This window comes from Ferrovum sp. JA12 (genome assembly GCF_001431705.1).
Taxonomy (GTDB): domain Bacteria; phylum Pseudomonadota; class Gammaproteobacteria; order Burkholderiales; family Ferrovaceae; genus PN-J185.
Genome location: NZ_LJWX01000001.1, coordinates 135,303 through 161,048, shown reverse-complemented (window position 1 = coordinate 161,048; position 25,746 = coordinate 135,303). Strand labels below are relative to the sequence as shown.

The following is a 25,746-nucleotide window of genomic DNA, read 5'->3' as shown; positions in this document are numbered from 1 at the left end:
TCTAAAACTGGCGATAGAGAGAGTCATTCTTTTTTAAACGCTCTTTGGCAGAGCGATATTGGGGATAAATGCGTTCAACCAATTGCCAAAACTTAGGCCCATGATTGAACTCGAATAAATGGGCGATTTCATGGGCTACCACATAGCGAATCTCATCTCGACTGGCTTTCATTAAACGCCAGTTAAAGCGTAGCTGGCCTTTTTCACTACAACTCCCCCAACGAGTTTGAGCATTACTGATTGTAAATGTCGGTATGGGGTGTATCTTAAGCTGATCACAAAAATACTCTATGTCTTCTTTTAAAATAGGGAGAATTGCTTCGCGATAGGCCTTAATAACCGTGTTTTTTACATCTCCCTCGGTGTTATTGATCCGGATAAACGTATCTTGATCGGCAAACAAAGACAGTTGTTGCCCTTCATGAAACACAATGGTTTTACTGTTACCTAACCAGGGAATACTCGACCCCTCATTCCAGCTCGGCGCAATGGGCTTGGGTTGGCTTTGCCAAGCCTGGTATTTATGGGTTATCCATTGATGCTGTTGGCGCAAGGCCTCTTCAACCTGTTGCAGACTCACCCATTGTGGAATAGCCACGGACAGTCCCTGATGATCCATGATGAGGCCTATGGTTTTTCGGTTTTTTCTACGCACTATTCTATAGGGAATGATTTTTTCATCAATGTTAATGGTTAACTCCCTAGGTTTTTTTTTAGTTAAGGCTTGGGAGGGAGTTTTTCTAAGATCTTGAGCGGGATGACCGGTGATTTGTTCCATATTGCTTTCAATCCACGTCTCTACCTCTGCGATGACTTGCGCCGCAGTTTTATTATCCGTGCTAATCGGTTCGCCAAAACGTACGGTAATGATTCCGGGTTGTTTAAACAATCCTTTTGGCCAGTAAACTCCTGCATTATGAGCGACAGGAATAATCGGAACTTGAGCTTTAGTGGCAAGCTGGGCGCCGCTTTGTGCGTAGCGCCCCTTATACCCCACTTTGACACGGGTTCCTTCCGGGAAAATAACCACATAGAGCCCCTGTTCTAGTCGGGCAATACCCTGACGGATGACCTGTTCAAGGGCGGCCTTTTTTTGTGATCGATCTATGGCAATAGGCTCTAACAGCTTGAGTCCCCAGCCAAAAAAAGGGATTTTAAGTAGTTCTTGTTTGAGTACCATGACGTGTGGGGGCAGCACGGCGGGGAGAAACAGTGTTTCCCATTCTGATTGATGCTTTGACAAAATGACACAGGGGGTGGAGGGAAGATGCTCTAAACCGGATACTGAAAAACGCACTCTTCTTAAGAATACGCCACACCATAACATGAAGGTACACCAATATTTGGCTAAGAGTTTGGGTAAAGTATGGCGGTCGATGAAGGCCGAGAGGACCATTAACACAGCGAATAAGGGGGTGACGAGACTTTGAATGATAAGGTAGAGGAGAGAGCCCAGGAGTTTCATTAAATTAGGATGGATTAATTAAATGTTCAACAGCCGAGGCGAGATTATTCTCAACCACCGTATTAGCAGGTAACTCTCCCTGTTTGAGGGTTTTTTCCCCTTTTCCAGTTAACACCAGAATAGGGAGTGCTTGCATCAGGCTTGCCGCCTGTAGATCCCTGAGGGAGTCTCCGATAGCTGGAACATGTTTAAGGGAAATATTAAATACCCGGGCAATTTCCTCAAATAAACCGGTTTTAGGTTTACGACAATTACAATTGGCTTCATTAGAATGGGGGCAAAAGAAAATCCCATCAATGCGCCCGCCCACTTGCGAGAGAGCTTGAATCATTTTATTGTGAATAGCATTAAGCGTACTCATATCAAAAAAGCCCCGTGCCACCCCTGATTGATTTGTGGCAATGACCACTTGGTAGCCAGCTTGATTAAGACGAGCAATCGCCTCAAGGCTACCGGGTAGTGGTTTCCACTCTTCCGGACTTTTGATGTATTTGTCGCTGTCATAATTAATGACGCCATCACGATCAAGAATAATCAGTTTAGTATTAGGCATCTAACATCCCTATATCAGCGACCTGTTGCATTAACTGATAAATAGTATTGAGTAATGATAATCTTTGTCCTCGTATTATCGGATCCTCAGCCATGATCATGACTTCATTAAAAAAAAGATGAATGGGCTCAGTTAAAGGAATGAGATGCTGCAAGGCCAAATTAAAATCCTCTTGTTCCATGGCGAGCGTCATTTTCTCCTTGACGGTCTGTAAACAACTGATGAGTTGTTGTTCCACAGGATCATTCAGGTGATCCACTGCGCTGTCACTGATCTCATGATGATTTTTTTTCAGGATATTTTTAATTCGTTTATTGGCCGCAGCAAGTTCTTGGCTCTGGGGTAACTCACTAAAGGCTCTAATGGCATGGAGTCGCTTCAGAATTAAGTCTAACCGCCCGCTTGCGAAGGGCAAAACCGATTCGATTTCTGCAAAAGTAAAACCTTGTTCCTTCAGATAGCCCTTAAGTCGCTCAATAATAAATTGAGTCAGCTTCTCTTTGGTGTCACCGCTTACAGAAACTTGTGTGAAAGTCATGGCGCTATGGTGAATTAATTGGTCAAGAGACAGGGGTAACTGACCTTCAATTCCCAAACGAATTACCCCAAGGCTTGCTCTGCGTAAGCCATAGGGATCTTTATCTCCAGTGGGGATTTGCCCGCAAGCAAATAGGCCAACCAGTGATTCAAGCTTATCGGCCAAAGCCAAAGCAAACCCTTCTTTTGTGCGTGGTAGACCGTCATTAGCGAATCTGGGTCGGTAATGATCTTCGATGGCCTCAGCAATCTCTTGACTATAGCCATCATTCAGTGCGTAGTATTTGCCCATGACGCCCTGGAGCTCTGGAAACTCACCGACCATATCACTGATTAAATCCGCTTTACACAATTCCGCCGCTGTGGTGGCAGATAACGCATTGGCCAAGATGCTTGTGGCGATAAATGCGGTGAGTTCTTTAAGGCGGGTGACGCGCTCGAAAACACTACCTAAGCTCTTGACGTAAACCACTTGTTTTAAATGATCGAGACGATTGATAAGAGGCGTTTTTAAATCGGTTTGATAAAAGAATTGCGCATCCGATAACCGCGCTTTTAACACTCGCTCATTACCATCCACAATCAAACTGGGGTCAGCAGTATGTAAGTTACTGACCATTAAGAATTGGGGTTGTAACCGTTTCTGATTATCCTCAAGGGGGAAGTATTTTTGATGCTGTTGCATCGATAAAATAAGACATTCTGATGGAACTGTTAAAAAATCCTCATCAAAATGGCCACTCAATACTTGAGGCCACTCCACCAGTGAAGTCACTTCATTGATTAAGTGATCGTCCCCCACCATGTTTAACCCATCGGCCAATTGATGCAGCCCTTCTGCAATTATTTTTTTTCTTTCCTCAAAGTGAGCAATCACCCATCCTTCATCTTTGAGTTGTTGGGCATACTGATCAGCATGGGTAATCGTAATGGGATGACTACATAAAAAACGGTGACCGCGCGTTTGGTTGGTGGCATTCAGACCAAACCATGTCAGAGGCATCACTGACTGCCCATACATGACAACTAATCCATGAACCGGTCGCACAAAATGAAAAGGACTATTTCCCCAACGCATCATTTTAGCAACGGGCAGTTGCGCGCAGGCTTTTTCAACTATCCCTGACAGTAGTTCTGCTAGAGTTTTTCCCTCTTCCGTATAACTAAAACCATAGACCTCTTGACCTTTGTTGTCTTTCAGAACAACCAATTGATCAATAGTGATTGCAGAGGAACGCATGAAACCTTGTAATGCCGGGGAGGCTGAGCCGTCACTCAGAAAAGCCTGCTTGATATTGGGCCCTTTTTTTTCTATTCGTTGTGTGGGTTGTTGTGGTTTTACTTTTTCTATGGCAATAGCTAATCGTCTTGGTGTAGCAAAAGAGGTAAAAGAATGAGACGCCTCAATCAATTGGGCTTCAGACAAACTCTTTAATACGGCCTGTGAGAAAGACTCGGAGAGTGACTTTAAGCGCTTAGGAGGGAGCTCCTCTGTCAGTAACTCAATTAACAGGGTGTCAGCCATGGTTTGTCTCCTTCTGTAGCATCGGAAAACCTAAGGCTTCGCGTGATTCAAAATAGGCTTGGGCTACTTGTTTGGCTAAATGTCTAATCCGTCCAATGTAGCTCGCTCTCTCGGTGACCGAAATGGCTCCTCTGGCATCCAGAAGATTAAAGGTATGGGAGCATTTTAATGTCATTTCATAAGCAGGCAAGGGAAGCTGATTATGAATGAGACGTGTTGCCTCCGATTCAAAGCCGTTAAATTGGTCAAACAGCCAGTTGGCGTTACTCAATTCAAAGTTATAACGAGATTGTTCCACTTCATTTTGATGGTAAACATCCCCATAACTTATGCCTGGTGTCCACACTAAATCATAAATATTGTCACAGCCTTGAAGTGCCATCGCCAACCGTTCAAGACCGTAGGTGATTTCACCGAGAACAGGTTGACACACCAGCCCACCCACTTCTTGGAAGTAGGTGAATTGAGTGGATTCCATGCCGTTTAACCACACTTCCCAGCCCAATCCCCAAGCCCCTAAAGTGGGGTTTTCCCAGTCATCTTCAACGAATCTGACATCATTTTTTTTTAAATCAATGCCAATCGCGCGCAATGAATCCAAATAGAGTTCTTGAATATTCTCTGGGGAGGGTTTGAGAACCACTTGAAACTGATAATAATGTTGTAGCCGATTGGGGTTGTCGCCATAGCGCCCATCCTTAGGGCGACGGGAAGGCTGAACATAGGCAGCACGCCAAGGCTCTGGGCCGAGTGCTCTTAAGAAAGTGGCGGTGTGTGATGTGCCGGCCCCCACTTCCATGTCGATGGGTTGCAGCAAGGCGCAACCTTGTTGCCCCCAAAATCGTTGTAATTCGAGAATGATGTCTTGAAAACTGTGCATAGTGAACGCTCCTGATCTGCACATGTTACCAGATCAGGCGTCCCTTATCGACGGTTAAGCGTGTTGATGAGAGTTAAAAAGAAGAATGTAATAAATAAACACAAGGACCACTGTGCCAGGGATAAGTTGAGGTAACGCCATGACACCACAGCGCAGTCGCCTGAGCCCTGTAAGACGATTGAAAAAGCCTTGAGAAGGGGGTGGGTGGCTAAGATATAGGATAAACCTGGACCGCAACTCGGTACCAATTCAGGGGGAAGATGCTGCAACCATACTTGTCTGCCAGCAAGCACTATTCCAGCCAAGGCCGACATGCCCTGAAACAGAGAATAAATGTAGACGCCCCATTTTTTAGGATTATGTAACCAGTCAAGCAACAGGAAAATGCCCAGTAAGAGATACGCCACTCTCTGAAAAATACATAAGGGGCAGGGATCCTCTCCTTTAAAATATTGCAGGTAGAGAGCAAAGCACAGTATGCCAATGATTGCCAGTAGTGTTAAACCATTTAGTAGTCTTCTACTCATTTATTTGGTCCTACGCCTATATTTAGCAAATATTAAAATAAGGGTGCATAAAGAGACGATGCCACTATTGCCCCATATATCAAATGGGGTATTGCCTTGATAGCCTCGGATCTCCCCATTTAATACAAAAACTTGTTCTCTTGGTGCACGGTTAATGATGCGTCCTAATGGGTCAATAATAGCACTCACGCCAGTATTCGTGGCGCGTAACATGGGCCGTCCAGTTTCTAGAGAACGGGTTTGCGCCATCTGTAAGTGTTGTTCCGGACCAATAGAGTTACCAAACCATGCGTCATTAGTGACATTCGCTAATAGGGTGGCGGCAGGAAGACTTTGAACAATTTGGTCACCAAATACATCCTCATAACAGATGTTTACGGCAACTTTCTGACCAGATACTCTCATGGGTGGTTGCGGAAGGGAACCCGACTGTTGGTTGTCTAGCGGTATTTTTAATACAGAATTGATGAGGGGTTTTAATAGTGCTGAGAGAGGAATAAATTCACCAAAGGGTACCAGATGCACTTTTTGATATATTTGCGAGGGAGAGTGCCCAAAACTAAACACACTATTATAGTACTGATGAGGTTCAGGTTCGGAGAACATCCCAACTAAAATATCCGCATTTTGAGTGCGCCCAAAGTTGGTGATATCGTCTATGACGTATTCGGGTAACTCCTGACGAAAAACCGGAAAAGCGCTCTCGGGCAGTATGATTAACTGACTTTGACTATTATTAATCATGGTTAAGTATCGCTCCAGAGCGAGCTGCACCATATTGTCGTCAAATTTCTTATCTTGCGCGAAATTGCCTTGTAATAGACTGACCGATACCACTTCTCCCACTGGATGAGTCCATGTTATTTTCCTTAAACCAATCCCTGATGAGAGCACAGTAATCAGTACGCCTAAATAAAGCAGGGTGGAGCGAGAGGGTGTTCTTGATTGGGTTAACAATAACATTAATCCGGCAATAAAAACGATGAGGTAGGTGGTTCCAAATACGCCTAATACAGGAGTCCAACCACTTAATATGCCGTTGGGCGTCTGTGAGTAACCGAGGGATAACCAAGGAAAGCCCGTTAAGACAAAACTTCGAAACCATTCTGACAGTGTCCACAATGCGGGAGTGATCAGTAACCAGCGAACAGGAGAAATATGGTGAAATTTAAATACAAAATAGCCCACTAAACCAGGAAAGCTCGCCAGCAGCGCACCAAACAAGACAATACAAAGAATAGAAAGAGGTAGGGGCATGCCACCGAAGTCATGGAGACTGATGTCAATCCAGCTAATACCGCTAATAAAAAAGCCCATTCCCCATAAGAATCCAATTTCAGCGGCCCCCCGAGCGTTTCCCGCACGTTGCCAGAGAAGAAATAAGACCGTTAGAGACAGTATGGGGGCCAACCAAAAGTGATAGGGTGCAAAGCCTGATACAGCAAGAGCCCCTGATAGCGTGGCGATAAACTCAATGATCGCTGGTATTTTCTTCAGCATGTTCAATCTTATTCACTAATATAGTATGAATTCGTCGACTGTCAGCGCGTAATACCTGAACCGATAAACTCTCGAATATGAGTCGTTCGCCTCGTTTAGGTAGATGGCCAAAATGACTAATCAGTAATCCTCCGACCGTATCGTAATCGTCAGACTCGAAATGAGTGCCTAACACAGCGTTTAAATCCTCAAGTTTCGTTTGTGCTTTAACTCTATATTTGCCCATGCGATCTGGAACAATATTGTCTTCGGTTTCATCAAAGTCGTACTCGTCTTCAATATCCCCAACAATTTGTTCTAATACATCTTCAATGGTCACAAGTCCTGACACGCCACCAAACTCGTCAACCACAATGGCTATATGATTACGCTTGACACGAAATTCCCTGAGTAACACGTTAAGTCTTTTTGATTCAGGCACAAACACCGCTGGCCTTAGAATATCTCTAACATTAATCTCCTCTCCAGCATACAGTCGCAGTAGATCCTTAGCGAGGAGTATGCCAATCACATCATCTTTATTTTCACTGACGACAGGAAAGCGTGAGTGAGCGGTTTCAATAACAAAAGGGATAAATTGATCGGGTGTGTGATTCACGTCGATAATATCCATTTGAGCTCGAGGAATCATAACATCTCTGACTTGCATGTCAGCGACCCCTAAGACTCCTTCAATCATGCTTAATGCATCCGTATCAAGAAGATGTCTTTCGAGGGCATGCTTTAATATTTCAATTAATTCTTCACGGGTTTCTGGCTCATGATGTAACCATTGGCTGAGTCTTTCAATGAGCGATAATTTATGAGGTTCGTCAGTCATGATGGGGTGTCGTCACTCGAATAGGGGTTAGCAATATTAAGTGAACGAAGTATGTCAATTTCAAGCGATTCCATTTCGTTTGCCTGTGTATGAGTGATATGGTCATAACCTTGTAAATGTAAGATCCCGTGAATAAACAGATGCGCATAATGATGGGATAATATTTTTTGTTGTTGTTTAGCCTCATCTTTGACTACAGGACAACAGATAACAATGTCACCCAATAGTTTGCCCTCTAAGCTGTGACCTAGTTCAAAGGTTAGCACATTTGTGGGGTAATTTTTATGACGGTATAAGTGGTTTAATTGTAATCCCTCCCGTCGATCAACTAAACGCAATGTGATGTCACAGGGGACTAGACAAGCCTTTTTCCCCCATGTCAAAAAATCTTTACGACTAGGTTGTTCCGTGGTTTTGCTAGCAGACTGAACATGTAAGGTGAGTAAGTTAGATGCCATGAGAGTATTAGTAGTGACTGGTTTTCGCTTGCATATCATAGGCATTAACAATTTGCTGAACCAAGGGGTGCCTTACTACATCCTCTGTTTGAAAAATGGTGAAGGCGATCCCTTCTACCTTAGACAATACATTTCGCGCATCAATTAGCCCACTTTTTTGATGACGATTCAGGTCGATTTGAGTTACATCCCCTGTAATCACCGCTTTTGTCCCAAAACCAATCCGAGTTAAAAACATTTTCATTTGTTCAGGGGTAGTGTTTTGTGCTTCATCTAAAATGATAAAGCTATGATTTAATGTTCGTCCGCGCATAAAAGCCAGCGGAGCAATTTCTATGATATTTCTTTCAAATAGTCGGCTGACCTTTTCGTAGCCCATCAAATCATAGAGTGCGTCATATAGTGGTCTTAAATAAGGGTCTACCTTTTGTGAGAGATCTCCTGGTAGGAAACCCAGTTTTTCCCCGGCTTCAACGGCGGGTCGCACCAAAATAATACGCCGAACTTGATCTCGTTCCAGGGCGTCAACTGCCGAGGCAACAGCTAAATATGTTTTTCCTGTTCCCGCAGGACCCACCCCAAAGGTGATGACATGTTGTGTTATCTGCTCTAGGTACTGAGCTTGTTTTTCATTTCTGACGTTGAACTCTGCACGCTGCAATAGAAGGGGCGAGTGACTGGGTTGTTCTGTTTTGTTGATCCTGGTTAACAAGCGGTCAATATCCCTTGGGTCTAGCATTTGTTTTGACTGGGCATATAACTCAAGGATGGTTTGGGATAGGTCTTCTAATGTGCTGTGATCACCTTGAATGGTGATATGGGAACCCCGCCGCCTCAAGTTTACTGTAAAGAGTTTCTCTAGGTATTTGAGGTTTTGATCCAACACCCCACACAAATTTGCTAACTGTTGATTGTTTGCAGGAATCAATTCTAATTCTAATGTACTCATGAAGAGGTAACAACTTCCCCGCGCAATGAAAAGTGGGCAATGGACGAGATTTTAACTGGGATGATTTGACCGATTAGCCTTGGGTGCCCCGTAAAGTTAATGACTCTGTTATTGGAGGTTTTTCCCCGTAATTGGGTTGAGTCTCTTTTTGAAAAACCATCCACCAGAACGTCTTGAACCGTATCCACCATGTGTTGACTGTAGTTGATATGGGCTGAGTCTGTTTTTTGTAAGAGCCTCGATAGGCGACTCTTTTTTTGTTCAGCGGAAACATTGTCCACCAATTTTGCGGCTGGGGTCCCAGGCCTTGGACTATAAATGAAAGCGTAGCTCCCATCAAATTGTACTTCATCAATTAAGTCAAGTGTTGCCTGAAAATCCTCTTCCGTTTCACCGGGAAAACCAATGATAAAATCACTGGAGATGGACAAGCTAGGGCAGGCTTGTTTTAGTTTATTAATTATTTCTATGTATTGTTTGGCGGTATAGCCACGTTTCATTTGCGCCAAGATTTTATCTGATCCAGATTGAACAGGAAGATGCACTTGATTCATCAGTTTAGGTAAACGTCCAAAGGCATCGATTAATCGATCACTAAACTCTAAGGGGTGACTGGTTGTAAAACGAATTCTTTGCAATTGATCTATATGATGAATCTGTTCTATGAGCCAAGTAAAATCTAAGTCATTGCCCGCTTCATCTAAAGTTTGCCATGCATTGACATTTTGGCCCAATAGGGTGATCTCTTTTACGCCTTGATCCACTAAGGCCTCAATCTCATTCACAATGTCTTGCGCTGGCCGTGAGAACTCTTCTCCCCGCGTGTAGGGCACCACACAGAAGGTGCAATATTTACTGCATCCTTCCATGATGGAGACGTAGGCGGTGGGGCCCTTGGCTTCTGGTGTGGGAAGTGCGTCAAACTTTTCAATTTCAGGAAATGAAATGTCCATTTGAGATTGGCCGGTTGTTTCTTTTGCCAAGATGAGATCCGGTAGTCGGTGTAAGGTTTGTGGTCCAAACACCACATCCACATAAGGGGCTCTCTCAATAATGGTTTCGCCTTCTTGCGAGGCAACGCATCCACCGACTGCAATGATTAAGTTAGGCTTTATTCGTTTTAATTCATTGAGCCTGCCAAGGTCTGAGTAGACTTTGTCTTCTGCTTTTTCACGTACTGAACAGGTGTTAAGAATCACAACGTCGGCATTGTCGGGAGAATCCGTGCGAACGAAGTGATGGGTGGCGTGCAACAAATCGGCCATCTTTTCCGAGTCATACTCGTTCATTTGACAGCCGAAAGTGCGTATAAAAACTTTTTTAGTCACAAGACTGGTAATTTTAACAGAAAAAACCGAATTAAAAGAGTTATGGTTTTTCAGCTGTTAGCGCAAAGTAGTAATGTCCGGTTTCTCCCAAATAGAAATGTCCGCTGGTAGTTAAACTCACGCTGTTAGAAACAGTGGCGGATATTTTGAAGATGGACAAACTCATGAGTCAAAAAGAAGTGAAGCGAGCCCAGATGCTGGATCTGTTGACAGAGGGCAAAATCGACCAACAGGAAGCCGCGCGGCGACTGGGTATCACTACCCGCCAGGTGCGCCGCCTGACCCGGCGTTATCAGGCAGCGGGGCTGTCCGGACTGATCAGCAGGAAGCGCGGCAAGGCATCGAATCGGCGGCTGGACGATGCCATCTGCACGATGGCCATTGATCTCATTGGCGCGCATTACAGCGACTTCGGGCCGACGCTGGCCTGCGAGAAGCTGGCCGAACTGCATGAGGTAAATCTGTCTGTCGAGACCACGCGCCAGCTAATGATCAAGGCGGGCCACTGGCACCCCAGGAAAGGCGGCTCCATATGCGCACACCCGATGCGCGAGCGTCGCGCCCGCTTCGGCGAGATGATCCAGATCGACGGCAGCCCCCACGACTGGTTTGAAGACCGCGGCGAATATTGCACTCTGCTGGTATTCATCGACGATGCTACCGGACGGCTGACGCAACTGCGCTTTGCACCGAGCGAAACCACGCTGGACTATATGCAGGTGTTGCACGATCATATTCTGGCGCACGGCGTACCTGCGGCGTTGTACTCTGACCGCCACAGCATCTTCCGCATCAACGCCAAGGAGTCCGATCCGGAGGCCGAAACACAATTCTCGCGTGCGGCGCGCGAGCTGGGAATCGCATGCATCCACGCGCACAGCCCGCAGGCCAAAGGACGCGTGGAACGCGCCAATCAGACCTTGCAGGACAGGCTGGTCAAGGAAATGCGACTGGCCGGCATCAACAACATGGACGAGGCCAATGCGTGGTTGCCGGGCTATATCGAGGACTTCAACAGGCGCTTTGCGGTCGCGCCCAAAGACCCGTCTGACGCGCACCTGGCCTATGCCGGAACACCCGCCAGCCTGATGCGCACCCTGTCGGTTCAAGTAACGAAAACGCTCTCAAAAAACCTGTCTTGCCAGCATGAAAACCAGTTGCTGCAGGTCGAAACGACGGGCACGGGTCTGGGACTACGGGGCGCGAAAGTGACGGTGCATCGGCACTTTGACGGCACGTGTGAACTGCTTTGGAGAAAACGCGAATTGACATACAGCGTGATGGACAAACCGGAACGACAGTCGGCGGTGGCCGATGGCAAATCGGTCAATGCACGAGTCGACAAGGCACTGACTCGGCGCAACACCGGACACAAGCCTGCAGCCAATCACCCCTGGAGAAAAATGCCCGTCGGCAAATCCGCCCACGACGGGCAGCGCGCAACACCGTAGCGCAAGGGAAACAGCAAAAGCGGACATTTCTACTTTGCAGGAAAGCGGACATTTCTATTTAGCGTTGACAGTTATGGTTTTTCAGCTAGGAGCAGATTCACTTGATGCTGGAATTCAGAGGACTCGGGATCCATATCGCTGGCATAACTGCCTACTATATGTCCTTTTTTATCAATCAAATATTTATGAAAATTCCAACTGGGAGCATCTTGTGTGGTGTGAGAGAGCAGTTTAAACAATGGATTAGTATTGGCGCCAACAACATCGGACTTGCCAAACATGGGGAACTTGACTCCGTAGGTTTTACTGCAAAATTCAGCGATTTCCTGATTTGATCCGGGTTCTTGGTGGCCGAAGTTGTTGGAAGGAAATCCTAAAATGACTAAACCTTTACTTTTATATTGGCTATACAGGCGCTCAAGGCCTTCATATTGTGGCGTAAATCCACAATAGCTCGCTGTATTGACTACTAACACCACCTTGCCTTTATATTGACAAAGATTTTGTGGACGGTTGTCTTGCAACCTAGGAAAAGTGAAGTTAAGGGATGTTGGACACATCTCGCCAGCCAAAACACTGGTGGAGATTAGCACTAAGAATAATTTAACTAGTTTCATATTACTGATTCCTTTGATTATTTTTCTTTGAAAGGTATTTAGTGTAAAAGTTTCAACAGGATTGATATTAACCGGTTGATTCTTTTTTTAATATTTTTTTAATATCCATTTGACAGAAAATTAAATTAAATTTAACATTCGATGTTCCCGTACGGGTATAACGAATACTAACTATTAAGGACAAGTGATGCGGCGCTTATTAACCCTCTTAAGTTTATCTCTTTTATTTTTATCTTTTAATTCCTGGTCAGAGGGATCTTTTTTCTCCAACTGGCTGGATAATGTCAGCAAAACCCAGGAAATTCAGCCTCATTGGATGACTCCGCTCGTCACTGTTACGCCAAGACTTGAGCAAGAGTATCGTGCAGATTTCACAAGAATCTATATCCCTCAAAGTAATGGTACAAAGGTACAAACACAATATACCGGCATTGGAAAAGGGGTTGAATTAATTCCAAGTGAAAATACGGAAATTATTGTAGGTGTTCCCTCTTACACAAACCAAAGTTCATCTTTTGCCCCCAATACTTCAGGCTCAGGCTTTGCCGATGAAAGTTTATTATTTAAATATAGAGTATTAACAGCCAACGAAGAAACAGGTAACTATATTGTTACCATGTTTATGGGAGCCACCTTACCCACGGGTAATCAAATATTTTCTGTTTACGATAAAGCCAATAATACTTTTTATCATAATGCTAGCGTTACACCAACTATCGCTGTGGGTAAGGGGTGGGGTGGACGTCATCAAGGTTTTGATATTCAAAGTACCGTGAGCTATACCGTCCCCACTGCCAACGTGGGGTTTATTGGAAAAACTTTAATTTGGAGCACCTCTTTTCAGGCGCATGAAGGGCTCTTTTGGCCGGAAATCGAAACCACTTATTATAAGTTTTATGATGGTCAGGCTGTTTCCGCAGGAAAAAATCAATTAGTGATTACTTATGGTACAACGGTAGGGCGCTTTGAAATTGAGAAAAGGGTCAAAGCAATTGTGGGAGTTGGTTATCAGACCGCACAGGGAACAGGGGGAAGTTTTGATAATCCACTGTTTGGCCATGCATGGCTAGGTACGGTTAGGATAACCTTCTAAGGATAATTACCGTGAAAAAATGATAGGCCTTATTGGAACAAGGCCTATACATGTATATGTAAATAACTGCTTAACTATCAATAGATGTATTCAGGAAAACTGGTAGAGCGGCAGGAAGAAACAAATTGCCTATATTAGAGTGTGTAATGGGCTCACTCTATTCTTGTGCTGGGTAGGATGAAGTGCAAGATGGCTTTTCCTGTCCGGCTCCAAAGCACTGGTATTCAACCACCTTCGACAATCCGTCATACGTGAAAGACAGCAGGAAGTGGTGGTGCAAAGCAAGGGAAAAGTTCGTAAAAAGCATCCTACCTACGCACAGTTCATCATGAACTCATAGGCCATAGGCGTAGTATATTAAGGTTTAAAGGCTATAAGTTGTCCTGCCATACCTGTTGTCGTGATGATCACCAACAATTCCCTGGTATTAATAAACACCAACATGCTACCTCACGAGTGCAAGCAGCAGTATTTCATGACCATGGCCGAGGGGGTCTCTCAACAAGACTTGGCTGAACGCTACAATAAAGGCAAAGCAACCATAGAGCGTTACTATCAACGTCACTACCCACTACAGCATAGAGAACTATTATCCAAAGTCTGTCCGTTGGTGCTGGGTATTGATGAACATTTCTTTAGCAAGAAAGAAAGCTTTGCCACCACGCTCTGCGATCTGAGAAAGCATCGGATCTTTGATGTGGTTCGTGGTCGTAGTGAAGGGGATTTAAAAGACTATCTGCATCAGTAACCTGGCAAAGAACGAGTTAAGGTGGTCTGTATGGACTTAAGTAGCACCTATCGCTCTCTGGTTAAAAAGTACTTCCCTAATGCATTAATCGTTAGCGATAATTCCACGTCATTCGTTTAATTCAACATCAGTGCATGATGACTTATAGAGAACTCTGTGGTGAGATAAAAAACAATAGAGGGATCTTGGCGTTATTGAGAATCAGGCCAGACAATCTCACTCAAGATAAACAGACTAACAGAGATCTGTTCTTAGACAGGTATCCAGCTATTGCAGCCATTTATCCCTTCCAACAACCACTTCATACGCTATTGATGAAAAGAGCTTTAACGCAACGGGCATGTGGTGAAGTGATTCCTGTATTCCTAACGATGTTAACTGAGTTAAAACAAAGTGCCTTTAAACCAGTGGCTGCTTTAGGTAAAACACTCAGCTCATGGAAAGAGGAGAGTGCCAGAATGTGGCGGTTTAGTAAATCTAATGGCATTACAGAAGAATGCCACCGTAAGATGAAACTGATTCAAAGAAGAGCTGATTGATTCAGAAACTTTGAGAATGTCAGAGTGCGTGTTAAGGGGCTCTGTGGATGATTAAAACTGCCCCCCTAAATGGGAAAGATTCATAATGTTTTGATGGTAATTGTTAGGTGCGAGTGAAAGTGGTGGCGAATCAGGGATTCGAACCCCGGACCTGCGGATTATGATTCCGTCGCTCTAACCGGCTGAGCTAATTCGCCAAAGAGCGAAAGTATAGCAAAAATCGCCCTATCCCGCAATATGAAATAGCTTAAGTTCTGTCGTCATAAGAAATGGTGTTTTCTACGGTCGAGAACGGTACACACCTTTTGTACAGAATTTGTCGTTTAAAACGACAAGTTTTTGTGAGGCATTGTTGCAAAAATTTTATAAAAATTGCTAGAAAGAAATACCTTATTCAGGTAACGTCGTTTAAATCAAACTTATGATTAATAGTAAATGATTATTTACCAGTCAAACAAAGACCAGTTTTTAAAAAATTTGATCTCAAATGAAATACACGAGATTATCGAAGCAACTTATATCAAAAAAACAGGTCGCAAGGTTGCAAAAAATGAATTGAGATCATGGCAAGAGTCAATGAGGTTTATGGGTGCGGTGATTGGAGATCAAGATATCCCAAGTGATGTGGGGGTGAGTATTGAGTATTCGATACCGCAAACCTCCAAAAGAATTGATTTTGTAATTACTGGCCAAAATCAAAATAAAGACGATCAAGTTGTCATTATTGAGTTGAAGCAATGGGAATCAGCAGAGTTAACTGATAAAGATGCTGTTGTTAAAACAAGGTTTCAGCATGGTCTAGTTGAAACAAGTCATCCATCTTATCAAGCATGGTCGTATAGCGAATTACTAAATCAATTGAATGAGACGGTATATTCGGAGAATATTCATTTGGCGCCTTGTGCTTATTTGCACAATTACATAGAAGATAATGTAATAAAAAATAGTTTTTATCAGCCTTACATTGAAAAAGCCCCAGTATTTCTTAAAGGAAAAGAGGAAAAGGAAAAATTAAAGTTCTTCATTAAGAATTTAATCAGGTATGGCGATAAATCAAATTTGATGTTACGTATAGAAAACGGAAAAATAAAGCCTTCTAAAAGCTTAGCTGATTGCCTCGCAAAAATGATAGGTGGTAATTCTGAATTTATCATGCTTGATGAACAAAAACTAGTTTATGAAACAGCAATTAAATTAGCAAATCAATCAACGCCGACAAACAAAAACGTGTTAATTGTTCAGGGTGGTCCAGGTACGGGAAAGTCGGTGGTCGCTGTTAATTTACTCGTCAATCTTATTCAACAACATAGATTATTAGCCCAATACATTACGAAAAATGCCGCACCAAGAGCAGTTTATGAAGCCAAATTAACTGGCTCAATGAAGAAAACAGCCATTTCAAATTTATTCACTGGGTCTGGCTCTTTCCATTCTTTAGAAGCCAACACCTTTGATGTACTCATTGTCGATGAGGCCCATAGGCTGAATGAAAAATCAGGTATATTTAAGAACATAGGTGAAAATCAGGTCAAAGAAATTATTAAATCTAGCAAGCTATCAATTTTCTTTGTCGATGAAGATCAGAGGGTGAGCTTTAGTGATATTGGAAGTTCTCAAGAAATTGAAAAGTGGGCGGAAATCAATGGGGCAACCGTTCATCATATGGTTCTTGAGTCACAATTTAGGTGCAATGGTTCTGATGGATATCTCGCTTGGTTAGACGATGTTTTGGGGATTAGAGAAACTGCTAATAAATCTCTTAATAGTAGTGAATATGATTTTCGTGTTTTATCGACTCCTACAGAGTTAAAAGAATTAATTTTTGAAAAAAATAAAATTAACAATAAAGCAAGAATTGTTGCGGGGTACTGTTGGAACTGGATTAGTAAGGCAGATAAATCTTTATTTGATATAAATTTTCCTGAGCACAATTTTACTATGCAATGGAATTTAGATACCGATGGGTCTTTGTGGATCCAGGCGCCAAATTCAGTAAGTGAAATTGGTTGTATTCACACTTGCCAAGGTTTAGAGGTTGATTACATAGGTGTAATTATTGGCAGCGATTTAATTGTACGCAATGGAGAGGTCTTGACTAACCCTAGTGCGAGAGCAAAGACGGACAAATCAATTAGTGGCTATAAAAAACTGATGAAAGAGAGCCCAGAGTTGGCAACAAAAAGAGTTGATTCAATTATTAGGAATACTTATAGAACCTTGATGACAAGAGGGATGAAGGGTTGTTATATTTTTTGCACTGACCCTGAGACTAATACTTATTTTGAAGATAGGTTGAAGACTAGAAATTAAATTTCGTTATATTTTTTTGCGCTACCCTTAACTTTGTCAACTGGGTATTTTAATTTATTAGCCTCGATTTTTGCGGAAACAATTTCTGAAATATCCAAATTACATTCATGGGCTATAAGAAATGCATAGGCAAGAACATCGGCCAATTCTTCTTCAATTTTTTCTTTTGACGCCTCATCAGAGGATTTCCACAGAAACGCCTCCAACAATTCAGCGGATTCAATGGAAAGGGCAATAGCAAGATCTTTGGGGTTGTGAAATTGCTTCCAATCGCGGACATCTCTAAAGGAGAGTAATTTTTGAATTAGTTCAGATATTTCAGACATTAAGTAATGCTACTACAGTTTTTCTTCTTCGCTATTCAAAAACATGTCGTTTTAAACCACAAAAAATTAACAAAAGTAACAAAGAAGGCTATATTGATAAGTCTGCTAATTATTAGAAATGGCCATGCGTGAAATTTTAAAAGAAATTTTGGAAAAATATCCCGCCGCAAGAGTAGGTACTCAGTTTGGTGGTCAACACGAAATTCGCTCACTCTTTGGAAATTGAAGGGAGAATTTAGCGCCTTAGAGTTTATTAAAGGCAATCAGAATTTGTTAGTTAAATATTCATATGGCAAAGGTAATTGGGCTGAAACCCCCTGGATAGCCATACTTGATAAACGAGAAACTACTACCACTCAAAAAGGTACTTATGTGGTGATTTTATTCCGTGCTGATGGAGATGGTTGTCATTTAAAGTTAGGCCAAGGTGTTACAGAAATTAAGGAGTTATATGGCTCTGGAACATCTGCTGTGGACGAGCTTCAGCGACGGGCCGATCAAGTTCGAGCAATGTTTCCAAATATGATGAATACTGATTTTGATGTTTATGTGAATAAACATGAAGGTCGAGGTTCACTCACAAACTTATATGAAGCATCAGTAATCTACTCAAAGTACTACAAGAAAAATGAAATTCCTAGCAATGAAGATTTAATTAAAGATCTTGGACAGCTTGTTGATTGCTATAAGCAATATGTATCGCAAGATAGTTGTGGTGAAGATTTGAGTGAAGCCCCAAATAGGAAAATATGGGCTATTGGTCTTGGTGAAGGTGGTCGCTTATGGAATGAGTCTTATGAAAAAGGAATTATTTCGATAGGTTGGGACTACTTAGGGGATTTATCTCAGTACAAGAATCAAGATGAATTAATGGCCAAGTTGTCCGGGCTTAGGGGCCCTGATGCTCAAAGCCCAACGAATGATTCTTTATGTTGCTATCAATTTGCCCATGAAATTAATGTGGGGGACCTTGTAATTGCCAAGGTTGGGAGAAAAAAGATACTAGGCGGCGGTATAGTTACTTCTGACTATGTAGATGACCCAGACAGAAGAGAGCATAAAAATATCCGGCAAGTTAAATGGGTTGCTACTGAAGAAGCAGAGTTACCTGGTACTGGAGGCCCCATCAAAACATTGACTGAAATTAGTCGAATATCCGAGGGTGTAAGAAATTTTGTGTAAACGGTCATTTGGCAGGAAAATCTGCCTAACTTTGAAAAGGAAGTGAACATGACCGTAACAAAGAAATCCCCCTCGCCTGATTTGATTGACCAACTGCTGGCCGGCTACCAGAAACCCGAAGATATACTGGGCGAGCATGGCTTGCTTAAACAGCTCACCAAGGCTGTCGTGGAACGTGCGCTGCAAGCCGAGATGGCAAGCCCACCTTGGGCATGACAAGCATGAGCCCATCGCCAATACCGCTGGCAACGCCCGTAATGGCACCAGCCGCAAGACGCTCAAAGGTGAGTTTGGCGAATTGCCTATCGAAATTCCGCGCGACCGGCAAAGCAGCTTTGAGCCGCAACTGATCCCCAAACATCAAACCCGCTGGACAGACTTTGACGACAAGATTTTGTCCTTGTACGGTCGTGGCATGACGGTGCGTGAGATTCAGGGTCATCTGGAAGAAATGTATGGCACAGAGGTGTCGCCCAGTCTGATTTCAGCGGTGACCGATGCCGTCATCGAAGAAGTCAAAGCGTGGCAATCCCGGCCGCTGGATGCGCTGTATCCAATTGTTTATATGGATTGTATTCATGTAAAAGTGCGGGATAACGGCGCAGTGCGCGTTAAAGCAGTCTATCTGGCGCTGGGCATCAAGCTCGATGGAGAGAAGGAATTACTGGGTATCTGGATCGCCCAAACGGAAGGCGCCAAGTTCTGGCTACAGGTGGTCACGGAATTGAAGAATCGTGGTGTGCAAGACATCTTCATCGCCTGCGTGGATGGGCTGAAGGGCTTCCCGGAAGCCATTGAAACCGTGTTTCCCAAGACCGCCGTTCAGCTTTGTATCGTACATATGGTGCGCTACAGCCTGAATTACGTCGGTTGGAAACTGCGCAAAGAGGTGGCCGCTGATCTGCGCGCCATTTACACCGCGGCCACGGCGGATGAGGCGGAGCGGCAGTTGACGGCGTTTGAGGAAAAGTGGGACAAAGACTATCCGGCGATTGGCCAAAGCTGGCGGCGCAACTGGATACGCATCACGCCGTTCTTTGACTATCCGCCGGAGATTCGCCGGGTGATTTACACCACTAATGCGATTGAATCGCTGAACATGAGCCTGAGGAAAATCACCAAGAATCGTGGCTCGTTTCCGACTGATGAGGCGCTGCTGAAACTGTTCTACCTGGCGATCCAAAACATCAGCAAAAAATGGACGATGCCCATTCGGGATTGGAAGGCGGCGCTAAACCGGTTTACTATCCAGTTTGACGACCGGATGCCGCAACATTAATGAATTCCGTTTACACAAAATCCAGGACACCCTCCGATATTCCAGAATTTCGCGAAGTAGCCGAGCGCCTTTTTTATGATATCTCGCTCCATACGAAGGCTATCATTCTCACGTTTCAGCCTTATCACTTCTTTAGCCAGATCCGACGGTTGTGGAGTAGAGGTTTTATTCAATACCCCACCTTCAGCTTCCTTGACCCAGCGTCTAATTAAACTGTCGTGAATACCTAAGTCTGACTCAACCGTTATGAGTACCTTTCCTGGCTGTTGGGCTAATTTAACTGCTTCAGCCTTAAACTCAGCACTGTACTTCTTCCTTAACCTCATCATTCCCTCCATCACTTCCTCCTTTCATATTAACATCCTTAATGAAAGTGTCCGTTTTTTTGGGGGAATACCAATCGACCGATAGCTACCATAATTGCGGCGACTACTACACGCAGGACATGCCGCCGCCCCACTTGCTGTGCGATGCCCATTTCTTGGTGCCGTACATCTAGCCATATCTTAATTCCCTTATTTCTAAACCAAACATTCGCTAATTTGGAAATGTTATTAACTACCCCTTTCTAGCGGTATATCAAACCAAATGAAGCTCCACCTTCTTGCCTAAAGCAGCCGCATAACGCTTGATCGTGTTTAGACTTGGTGAATGCTTGCCTGTAGCTAAAGAATTTTCCAACCTAGCAATAGCTGGAGTTTGTGTACCCATACGCTTTGCTACCTGTGCTTGAGTTAACCCTGCCTCTTTTCTAGCTGCCAGGATTTCATCAAGAATCGCGAACTCAGTGCGATCTAGTTCTTCCGCTGTAGCCTTCACAGCAGGATTCTTCATCATCTTGCTTACCATTTGTTTATGAGTAAGTATTTTTGTTTTCTTTTGTGTTGTCATGTCTTTAACTCCTTCATGCGTGATTTCGCAATCTTTAATTCTTTATCAGGTGTCTTCTGGGTCTTCTTAATAAAACTATGAAGCATGACGATCTCTTGCTCCACCATCGTGCAGAAAAATACCCTAGCAATTCCTTCAGCATCCTTTAGTCTTAATTCAAATAAACCACCTCCAAACGCATCTGTGTGTGGCAAACCTAAATTAGGGTCATGCTCAAGCATCCTCTGAGTTAAACCAATATAGCGAGCTTGAAGTGTTTCTGGGAGGCTCATGATGTCCTCTTGGACCTGTTCGCTGTAATAAGTAATGGAATTACTCATGAGCTTATATTAACAATAGACAATCTAAGTTTATGCGTCGTTTTGAACGACATTTTTTTCCACAGCCCTCCGCTCTAAGCCATATGCTAGAACGCTTTTCTCCAGTAAAGCCTTATTCTTCGGTACTTTGCGGGTGGTGTGTCACACGGTATGTGCTACGGTGAAAACCTTGGTTTTCTAAGTAATAGATTTTATTGGGCAAAGGGATTGAAAGCCCTGAAGCCTAGAAATTATGATTCCGTCGCTCTAATCGGCTGAGCTAATTCGCCAAGTTTTTAACTTTAACATATCTATTGACCTCTGTTCTATATGATCAATAGGTCTTTAGTCGATGAGAACAATCAAGCCATCAAATAAGTCGGTGATATAACGAAAGTGTTCTGTTGGATCCTATTTTATTAGAGAAATAAATGCTTACTCTTTCCTTTTGTGGTATCCACTACAATAAAGTAACAGTAACTTAATGTAACTCTTTTTAGATTAACAGGAGTAAATAACATGCTAAAGATCAGTCCTTTTATAATTTTTGGTATAGTTATTTTATTAACTTTGTTTTGGAAGAAACTGCCAACCATTCCCAAATTATTAGCCGCTTGGGCGACGGGTTTGGGCTCAATAATTTTGCTATTGAGTTGGACCAACAGTAGTCCTGGGTGGGTGAGTCTTAGTGTGACATTCCTAACGATTGTTGTCCTTTTTTTTGCGACAGTACTGTATATTATTTTTAGAGAATAAGTTTCTTTAAAAAATAAGAAAGCATAGCTCTACATCAGATGATCTGCAAGACGAAGTGAAAATTGAGTGATGGGTAGAGTTGGATTGTTGGCCCCGGACGTGGTAAATATAGACGAGCCAATGATATATAAGTTATTTGAGCCAAATACTTTGCAGTTTTTATCAACCACCCCATAGCGTGGACTAGAGGCCATACGCGTTCCTCCCATATGGTGGTTACCAGCTAATTCGTCATTAGTGGGATAAGCGAGGTTATTGGTTACCCATTCTTGTAATTGAATGCGACCCCAATCATTGTTTAACATCCAATTGTTAAATACTTTAATAGATTCCGTTAGAGTAAGTCTGTCAAAAGTGCTTTTTTGCCAGTTTAAGTTGATTCTGGGAATACCTAAGCGATCTGTGGCATGGGTTAGTGTGATGGTGTTAGATGTGCTAGGGGATTGTTCCCATGCGGCTCTGAACCTGACTCCACAAATCAAATTGTGTTGAGCAAGAGAGACCAGTTTTTTGCCTAATTTTGGGGCAAGACAACTCACTTCTTTAATCATTTCCTCAGTGGCCCCCTCTGGCTGTAGATCTAAACGAAATCCGCAACCTAGAATCTTCTTGTGTATTTGAGTTTCATCTGTGAGTAAATAAAACCTATCTTTACCGATTTGATAATCTACAATGGCTTGTCCTAGGGTGAAATGAGGATGCTCCATCCAATACTGTCCAATGGGTAGGGTGGAAGTGAAATATTTACCTTGATACTTTTGGTTAAACCACAGTAAAAATCTTGAGTTTTCAATGCCCCCCATGGCAAAAATGAATTTGTTAGCGTTAATAGTTAACTGATTACCAGAAAAGCTAATAAACTGAGCTGCGGTGATCGTTCTATCATTTCCTGAAATATCAATCAGATTACTGTTTAAAAAAAGAACCATATTAGAGTAAGCGGCAATATCTTTTTTATATTTTTTTGCAAAACGTACTGGTGGAGAGAACTCTGTTACGACTGTTTTAATATATTTATCTCTCTGATTAGCGTCTTCAAATTGATTTGGTATTTCTAGGATATCGCAGGCCTTTGCCAAGTATGGTTCAATATCATTGTTAGAAATAGGCCACACAAACTCCTCTCCCAAATAACCTCGATTAAAATCAATTGCCGAAAAGGGTCTGCACCATCCTGCCCAATGATTAGTACTCCCTCCAAAATATCTCAGACGGGACCCTTCTAGGGACAGATAGGGGTCTCCTGTGGTAGAGCCGAAATAAGAGTCTTGAGAATCGATTGAAAAATCTAATCCCCCTCCCTCACACAAGGCGACTTTTAAGCCCTGTTTTTCTAATTGCAAGGCAATGGTTATACCAGCAGCGCCAGATCCTACAATACAAACATCAAACTGACTTTGATTAAAGTTCAGTAAAGGATCTGAATTTAAATCAGCGATCACGCAATATCCTTATTTTTTAAGATCCAGCCATTGAGAACCAATTGGGATTTGTTTTTAGAAAAGAGAGGTAAAGCAAAGGAGAAAGCTACGCTTACAGCTGAGAGCAAAAAAAATCTTCTGTTCATAGGAGACGAATTTCATTGAATAAATGGCAATAATAAATTATTACAATAAATAATGAATCATTGAGTAAATTTACAAATATTCACAAATTGTCGGGTGAGTCTTATTCAAATTAATATCGCAGTGCAAGTTTAAGGAAGTGGCATTATTTGGCCTTAGTAGAAGACAATAGAGTGAATAAATCAAGTGTTGATAGGACGATTTGAATTAGGAAACAATTACCCACAATTACTCTCTCTATAATACACTCACTCATTTGAGGCGAGACAGTGTTTAGTTTACCGATTTTATATGATCATTGAATAATACTTAGTGCGCCACTAATCTTAACTTGATGAGATTAGATTTCATGGAGTATCCATATGGAAAAAAGATTAAAAATCAGAATAAGTTATGGCCCAAATACTGCCATGGGTCCAGGTAAAGCAGACCTCCTTGAAGCGATCATTGAATGTGGCTCTATATCAAAAGCCGCCCAAAAAATGAACATGTCCTATAGAAGAGCTTGGGAGTTGGTTAACGTGATGAATGAGTCATTTATTTCCCCAATTATCATCACGAGTCACGGAGGAAGCCATGGAGGAGGTGCATTTTTATCAGACTTAGGGTTGAATATATTACAAAGCTACAGGTTACTGGAAAAAAATATGACTTTATCCGTTAAAAAAGAATTGGATTATTTATTTAACCAGTTGAAATAAACGGTGGTTTCTATTCCATGATTGCTGACCCTTCGCTCTATGATCCCGTGCTAATTCCTTATCTCACTTAACTTAAAGTGAGGTAAAAACCAGGTGACTCTGTAGGAGCGGGATTTGGATGGCTAACCCTAATGGTTTGGCAGCTTAGTGTGGCCTAACGATGCCTGACAGATGTGACTCTGAGCAGAGTAGTTAACTGTAACAATCAGCCCATCCCAACTCACAGCTTTAACTGCAATATTCAGGTTCCTAGCACGGTACAGGGAGCATTCACTATCGGTTTCACTGATGTGTTAACCAAAAAATGAGATTATTCCAGGTGTAAGTCACCGGCTATTCATCACAGTGTGAAGGGTGTACGCTCTATTTCAAGTGGCGGTGACGCCACTAGAAGCTAAAGTGAAGACATCGTTGGCGTTAGTATGGGCATGAATGATTAGGCTTCAATAAATCACCGTTCCAATGGGGGCTCTTAAGAACCCTAGCACAGCATTATCAAGAGGCAGTTTAGCCATTGCTCTTGCCAGTAAGTAAATGACAACAATGATAATCATCAAGTAAAGGATCTTGTTTTTTGACATAAACTAAAGGCTTGCCAGCTTGTGACTCAATATCAGGAGTATAATAGCTTTTTTATAATTTAATTAGACCCTTATGGATTATGATGACAATCCTATTTCCCCCAACGAATTTGATCATGATTTGCATGCTTTGAATCGTGAAATTGTTCGTTTAGCCTATATTTTAAAAATTGATTTAACCAACCCAGCGCAAACTGATCGTCTGCTGTCAGATGATACTTTATATCAGTCAAAGGACAGCCTATCAAAAGAGTTACTAACGTTAAAGGGGTTGTTGTTGTTACGGGGTGAGCTCAGAAAAGAGCGCATGGAAAGCGGTTTACCCGATGGCGAAAGTCCCATTGATGAAGAGGTCTTTAAACAGCTGGCTCCCAAAAAAGAGTAATACCCACAGTGTCTGACCGTAAAAAAGGATTGATTTTTGTGGCACTACAAGGGCTATTACTAGCTCTTATTGTGTTGCGAGCGATAGCCTGCTTTGATCGGTTGTTTGACTGGAATCCCGTGACTATTTTAGGTTGGCTTCTGTTTTGTGTGGGAGGATTGTTCTCCTTGTATAGTGCAATGTTTATGGGGAAGCTACTAACGCCACTTCCTATCCCAATAAACAATCATCAATTAATCACTAACGGACCTTTCTCAGTGGTGAGGCATCCTATTTACTTAGGTTTGGTGATGTCTGCTGTGGGGTTGTCTTTTATGGCGGTGGATACGGGGCTAGCGTTATTAGCCATCGCATTGTTTGCGTTGCTTAACGTTAAATCCCGTTTTGAAGAGTCTTTATTATGTTTTTTATATCCCCATTACGCGGATTATCAAAAGAAGGTGAAGCGATTAATCCCCTTATTATTCTAATCACTCATTAA

Annotated in this window: 22 protein-coding genes, 1 tRNA gene and 4 pseudogenes; 9 read left to right on the top strand and 18 right to left on the bottom strand. The window is 42.8% G+C overall.

Translation table 11 applies throughout. The annotated features are described in order from the left end of the window. Nucleotide 1: 1 nt before the first annotated feature. Genes FERRO_RS10145 through miaB form a run of 10 tightly spaced genes read right to left on the bottom strand, consistent with a single transcriptional unit; the run spans nt 2 to nt 10,542 of the window. Nucleotides 2-1,465 (bottom strand): YgjP-like metallopeptidase domain-containing protein, encoded by a 1,464-nt coding sequence (locus tag FERRO_RS10145; protein ID WP_056929007.1) that lies wholly within the window; start codon nt 1,463-1,465, stop codon nt 2-4. Nucleotides 1,466-1,469: 4 nt separating this feature from the next. Beyond that, nucleotides 1,470-2,018: a D-glycero-beta-D-manno-heptose 1,7-bisphosphate 7-phosphatase gene (gene gmhB / locus FERRO_RS00925; RefSeq protein WP_056929006.1), complete on the bottom strand. Its 549-nt coding sequence runs from the start codon at nt 2,016-2,018 to the stop codon at nt 1,470-1,472. Then, complete coding sequence (gene glyS / locus FERRO_RS00920; RefSeq protein ID WP_056929005.1) at nt 2,011-4,080, bottom strand: glycine--tRNA ligase subunit beta; 2,070 nt, start codon at nt 4,078-4,080, stop codon at nt 2,011-2,013. Before glyS ends, gmhB begins: the two co-directional genes overlap by 8 nt. Further along, nucleotides 4,073-4,960, bottom strand: a complete 888-nt coding sequence (gene glyQ, locus FERRO_RS00915) for a glycine--tRNA ligase subunit alpha (RefSeq protein WP_056929004.1) — start codon at nt 4,958-4,960, stop codon at nt 4,073-4,075. The genes glyS and glyQ overlap by 8 nt, the downstream gene beginning before the upstream one ends. 44 nt (nt 4,961-5,004) lie before the next feature. Continuing rightward, on the bottom strand, nt 5,005-5,487 hold the full coding sequence (locus FERRO_RS00910; protein ID WP_056929003.1) for a disulfide bond formation protein B: 483 nt from the start codon (nt 5,485-5,487) through the stop codon (nt 5,005-5,007). Continuing rightward, complete coding sequence (gene lnt / locus FERRO_RS00905) at nt 5,488-6,987, bottom strand: apolipoprotein N-acyltransferase (protein ID WP_056929002.1); 1,500 nt, start codon at nt 6,985-6,987, stop codon at nt 5,488-5,490. Beyond that, nucleotides 6,959-7,807 carry an HlyC/CorC family transporter gene (locus FERRO_RS00900; RefSeq protein ID WP_056929001.1) on the bottom strand — a complete coding sequence of 283 codons (849 nt, stop codon included), beginning with the start codon at nt 7,805-7,807 and terminating at the stop codon, nt 6,959-6,961. Before FERRO_RS00900 ends, lnt begins: the two co-directional genes overlap by 29 nt. Further along, nucleotides 7,804-8,265, bottom strand: coding sequence for an rRNA maturation RNase YbeY (gene ybeY, locus FERRO_RS00895; RefSeq protein ID WP_056929000.1), 462 nt, complete (start codon nt 8,263-8,265; stop codon nt 7,804-7,806). The genes FERRO_RS00900 and ybeY overlap by 4 nt, the downstream gene beginning before the upstream one ends. A 7-nt stretch (nt 8,266-8,272) precedes the next feature. Continuing rightward, the gene (locus FERRO_RS00890; protein ID WP_056928999.1) at nt 8,273-9,214 is read right to left on the bottom strand and encodes a PhoH family protein; all 942 of its coding nucleotides are present in this window, start codon (nt 9,212-9,214) and stop codon (nt 8,273-8,275) included. Further along, complete coding sequence (gene miaB / locus FERRO_RS00885; protein WP_056928998.1) at nt 9,211-10,542, bottom strand: tRNA (N6-isopentenyl adenosine(37)-C2)-methylthiotransferase MiaB; 1,332 nt, start codon at nt 10,540-10,542, stop codon at nt 9,211-9,213. Before miaB ends, FERRO_RS00890 begins: the two co-directional genes overlap by 4 nt. 164 nt (nt 10,543-10,706) lie before the next feature. On the opposite strand from miaB, the gene FERRO_RS00880 reads away from it, so the two are divergent. Further along, nucleotides 10,707-11,993 (top strand): ISNCY family transposase, encoded by a 1,287-nt coding sequence (locus FERRO_RS00880; protein WP_152975674.1) that lies wholly within the window; start codon nt 10,707-10,709, stop codon nt 11,991-11,993. 71 nt (nt 11,994-12,064) lie between these two features. Here FERRO_RS00880 and FERRO_RS00875 read toward each other — a convergent pair whose 3' ends face one another. After that, nucleotides 12,065-12,610, bottom strand: a complete 546-nt coding sequence (locus FERRO_RS00875) for a glutathione peroxidase (protein WP_056928997.1) — start codon at nt 12,608-12,610, stop codon at nt 12,065-12,067. A 187-nt stretch (nt 12,611-12,797) separates the two neighbouring features. On the opposite strand from FERRO_RS00875, the gene FERRO_RS00870 reads away from it, so the two are divergent. Together FERRO_RS00870 and FERRO_RS10550 are read left to right on the top strand one after the other, a co-directional pair. Further along, on the top strand, nt 12,798-13,703 hold the full coding sequence (locus tag FERRO_RS00870) for a hypothetical protein (protein WP_056928996.1): 906 nt from the start codon (nt 12,798-12,800) through the stop codon (nt 13,701-13,703). Between the two features lie 300 nt (nt 13,704-14,003). Beyond that, a pseudogene (locus FERRO_RS10550) lies at nt 14,004-14,990 on the top strand (ISL3 family transposase); the annotation flags it as partial. Between the two features lie 120 nt (nt 14,991-15,110). Here FERRO_RS10550 and FERRO_RS00860 read toward each other — a convergent pair. Continuing rightward, nucleotides 15,111-15,187 (bottom strand) — tRNA-Met (locus FERRO_RS00860). A gap of 238 nt (nt 15,188-15,425) precedes the next feature. On the opposite strand from FERRO_RS00860, the gene FERRO_RS00855 reads away from it, so the two are divergent. Then, nucleotides 15,426-17,300 carry a DUF2075 domain-containing protein gene (locus FERRO_RS00855; protein ID WP_056928995.1) on the top strand — a complete coding sequence of 625 codons (1,875 nt, stop codon included), beginning with the start codon at nt 15,426-15,428 and terminating at the stop codon, nt 17,298-17,300. Here the strand turns inward: FERRO_RS00855 and FERRO_RS00850 are convergent. Further along, nucleotides 17,297-17,626, bottom strand: a complete 330-nt coding sequence (locus FERRO_RS00850) for a nucleotide pyrophosphohydrolase (RefSeq protein ID WP_056928994.1) — start codon at nt 17,624-17,626, stop codon at nt 17,297-17,299. The genes FERRO_RS00855 and FERRO_RS00850 overlap by 4 nt on opposite strands. 222 nt (nt 17,627-17,848) lie before the next feature. Between FERRO_RS00850 and FERRO_RS00845 the strand changes: the two genes are divergently transcribed. Together FERRO_RS00845 and FERRO_RS00840 are read left to right on the top strand one after the other, a co-directional pair. Beyond that, nucleotides 17,849-18,808, top strand: coding sequence for an MrcB family domain-containing protein (locus FERRO_RS00845; RefSeq protein WP_056928993.1), 960 nt, complete (start codon nt 17,849-17,851; stop codon nt 18,806-18,808). A 48-nt stretch (nt 18,809-18,856) separates the two neighbouring features. Further along, a pseudogene (locus FERRO_RS00840) lies at nt 18,857-20,087 on the top strand (IS256 family transposase). 65 nt (nt 20,088-20,152) lie between these two features. Here FERRO_RS00840 and FERRO_RS10470 read toward each other — a convergent pair. The 5 genes and pseudogenes from FERRO_RS10470 to FERRO_RS00815 form a co-directional block, all read right to left on the bottom strand. Next, nucleotides 20,153-20,413, bottom strand: a pseudogene (locus FERRO_RS10470) (transposase); the annotation flags it as partial. Nucleotides 20,414-20,488: 75 nt separating this feature from the next. After that, nucleotides 20,489-20,590 (bottom strand): annotated as a pseudogene (locus FERRO_RS10610) (toll/interleukin-1 receptor domain-containing protein); the annotation flags it as partial. 76 nt (nt 20,591-20,666) lie between these two features. Continuing rightward, nucleotides 20,667-20,936, bottom strand: coding sequence for a helix-turn-helix domain-containing protein (locus tag FERRO_RS00830; RefSeq protein ID WP_446718612.1), 270 nt, complete (start codon nt 20,934-20,936; stop codon nt 20,667-20,669). 38 nt (nt 20,937-20,974) lie between these two features. After that, a complete protein-coding gene (locus tag FERRO_RS00825) occupies nt 20,975-21,298 on the bottom strand; it encodes a type II toxin-antitoxin system RelE/ParE family toxin (protein WP_056928992.1) in 324 nt (107 codons plus the stop codon). Between the two features lie 764 nt (nt 21,299-22,062). Further along, nucleotides 22,063-23,475 (bottom strand): FAD-dependent oxidoreductase, encoded by a 1,413-nt coding sequence (locus tag FERRO_RS00815; RefSeq protein ID WP_056928990.1) that lies wholly within the window; start codon nt 23,473-23,475, stop codon nt 22,063-22,065. Between the two features lie 485 nt (nt 23,476-23,960). On the opposite strand from FERRO_RS00815, the gene FERRO_RS00810 reads away from it, so the two are divergent. The 3 genes from FERRO_RS00810 to FERRO_RS00800 all read left to right on the top strand — a co-directional run bounded on the left by FERRO_RS00810 (nt 23,961) and on the right by FERRO_RS00800 (nt 25,735). Continuing rightward, on the top strand, nt 23,961-24,299 hold the full coding sequence (locus tag FERRO_RS00810) for a winged helix-turn-helix domain-containing protein (RefSeq protein WP_056928989.1): 339 nt from the start codon (nt 23,961-23,963) through the stop codon (nt 24,297-24,299). Between the two features lie 654 nt (nt 24,300-24,953). Then, a complete protein-coding gene (locus FERRO_RS00805; RefSeq protein WP_056928988.1) occupies nt 24,954-25,265 on the top strand; it encodes a hypothetical protein in 312 nt (103 codons plus the stop codon). Between the two features lie 8 nt (nt 25,266-25,273). After that, complete coding sequence (locus FERRO_RS00800; RefSeq protein WP_056928987.1) at nt 25,274-25,735, top strand: methyltransferase family protein; 462 nt, start codon at nt 25,274-25,276, stop codon at nt 25,733-25,735. Nucleotides 25,736-25,746: the final 11 nt, after the last annotated feature.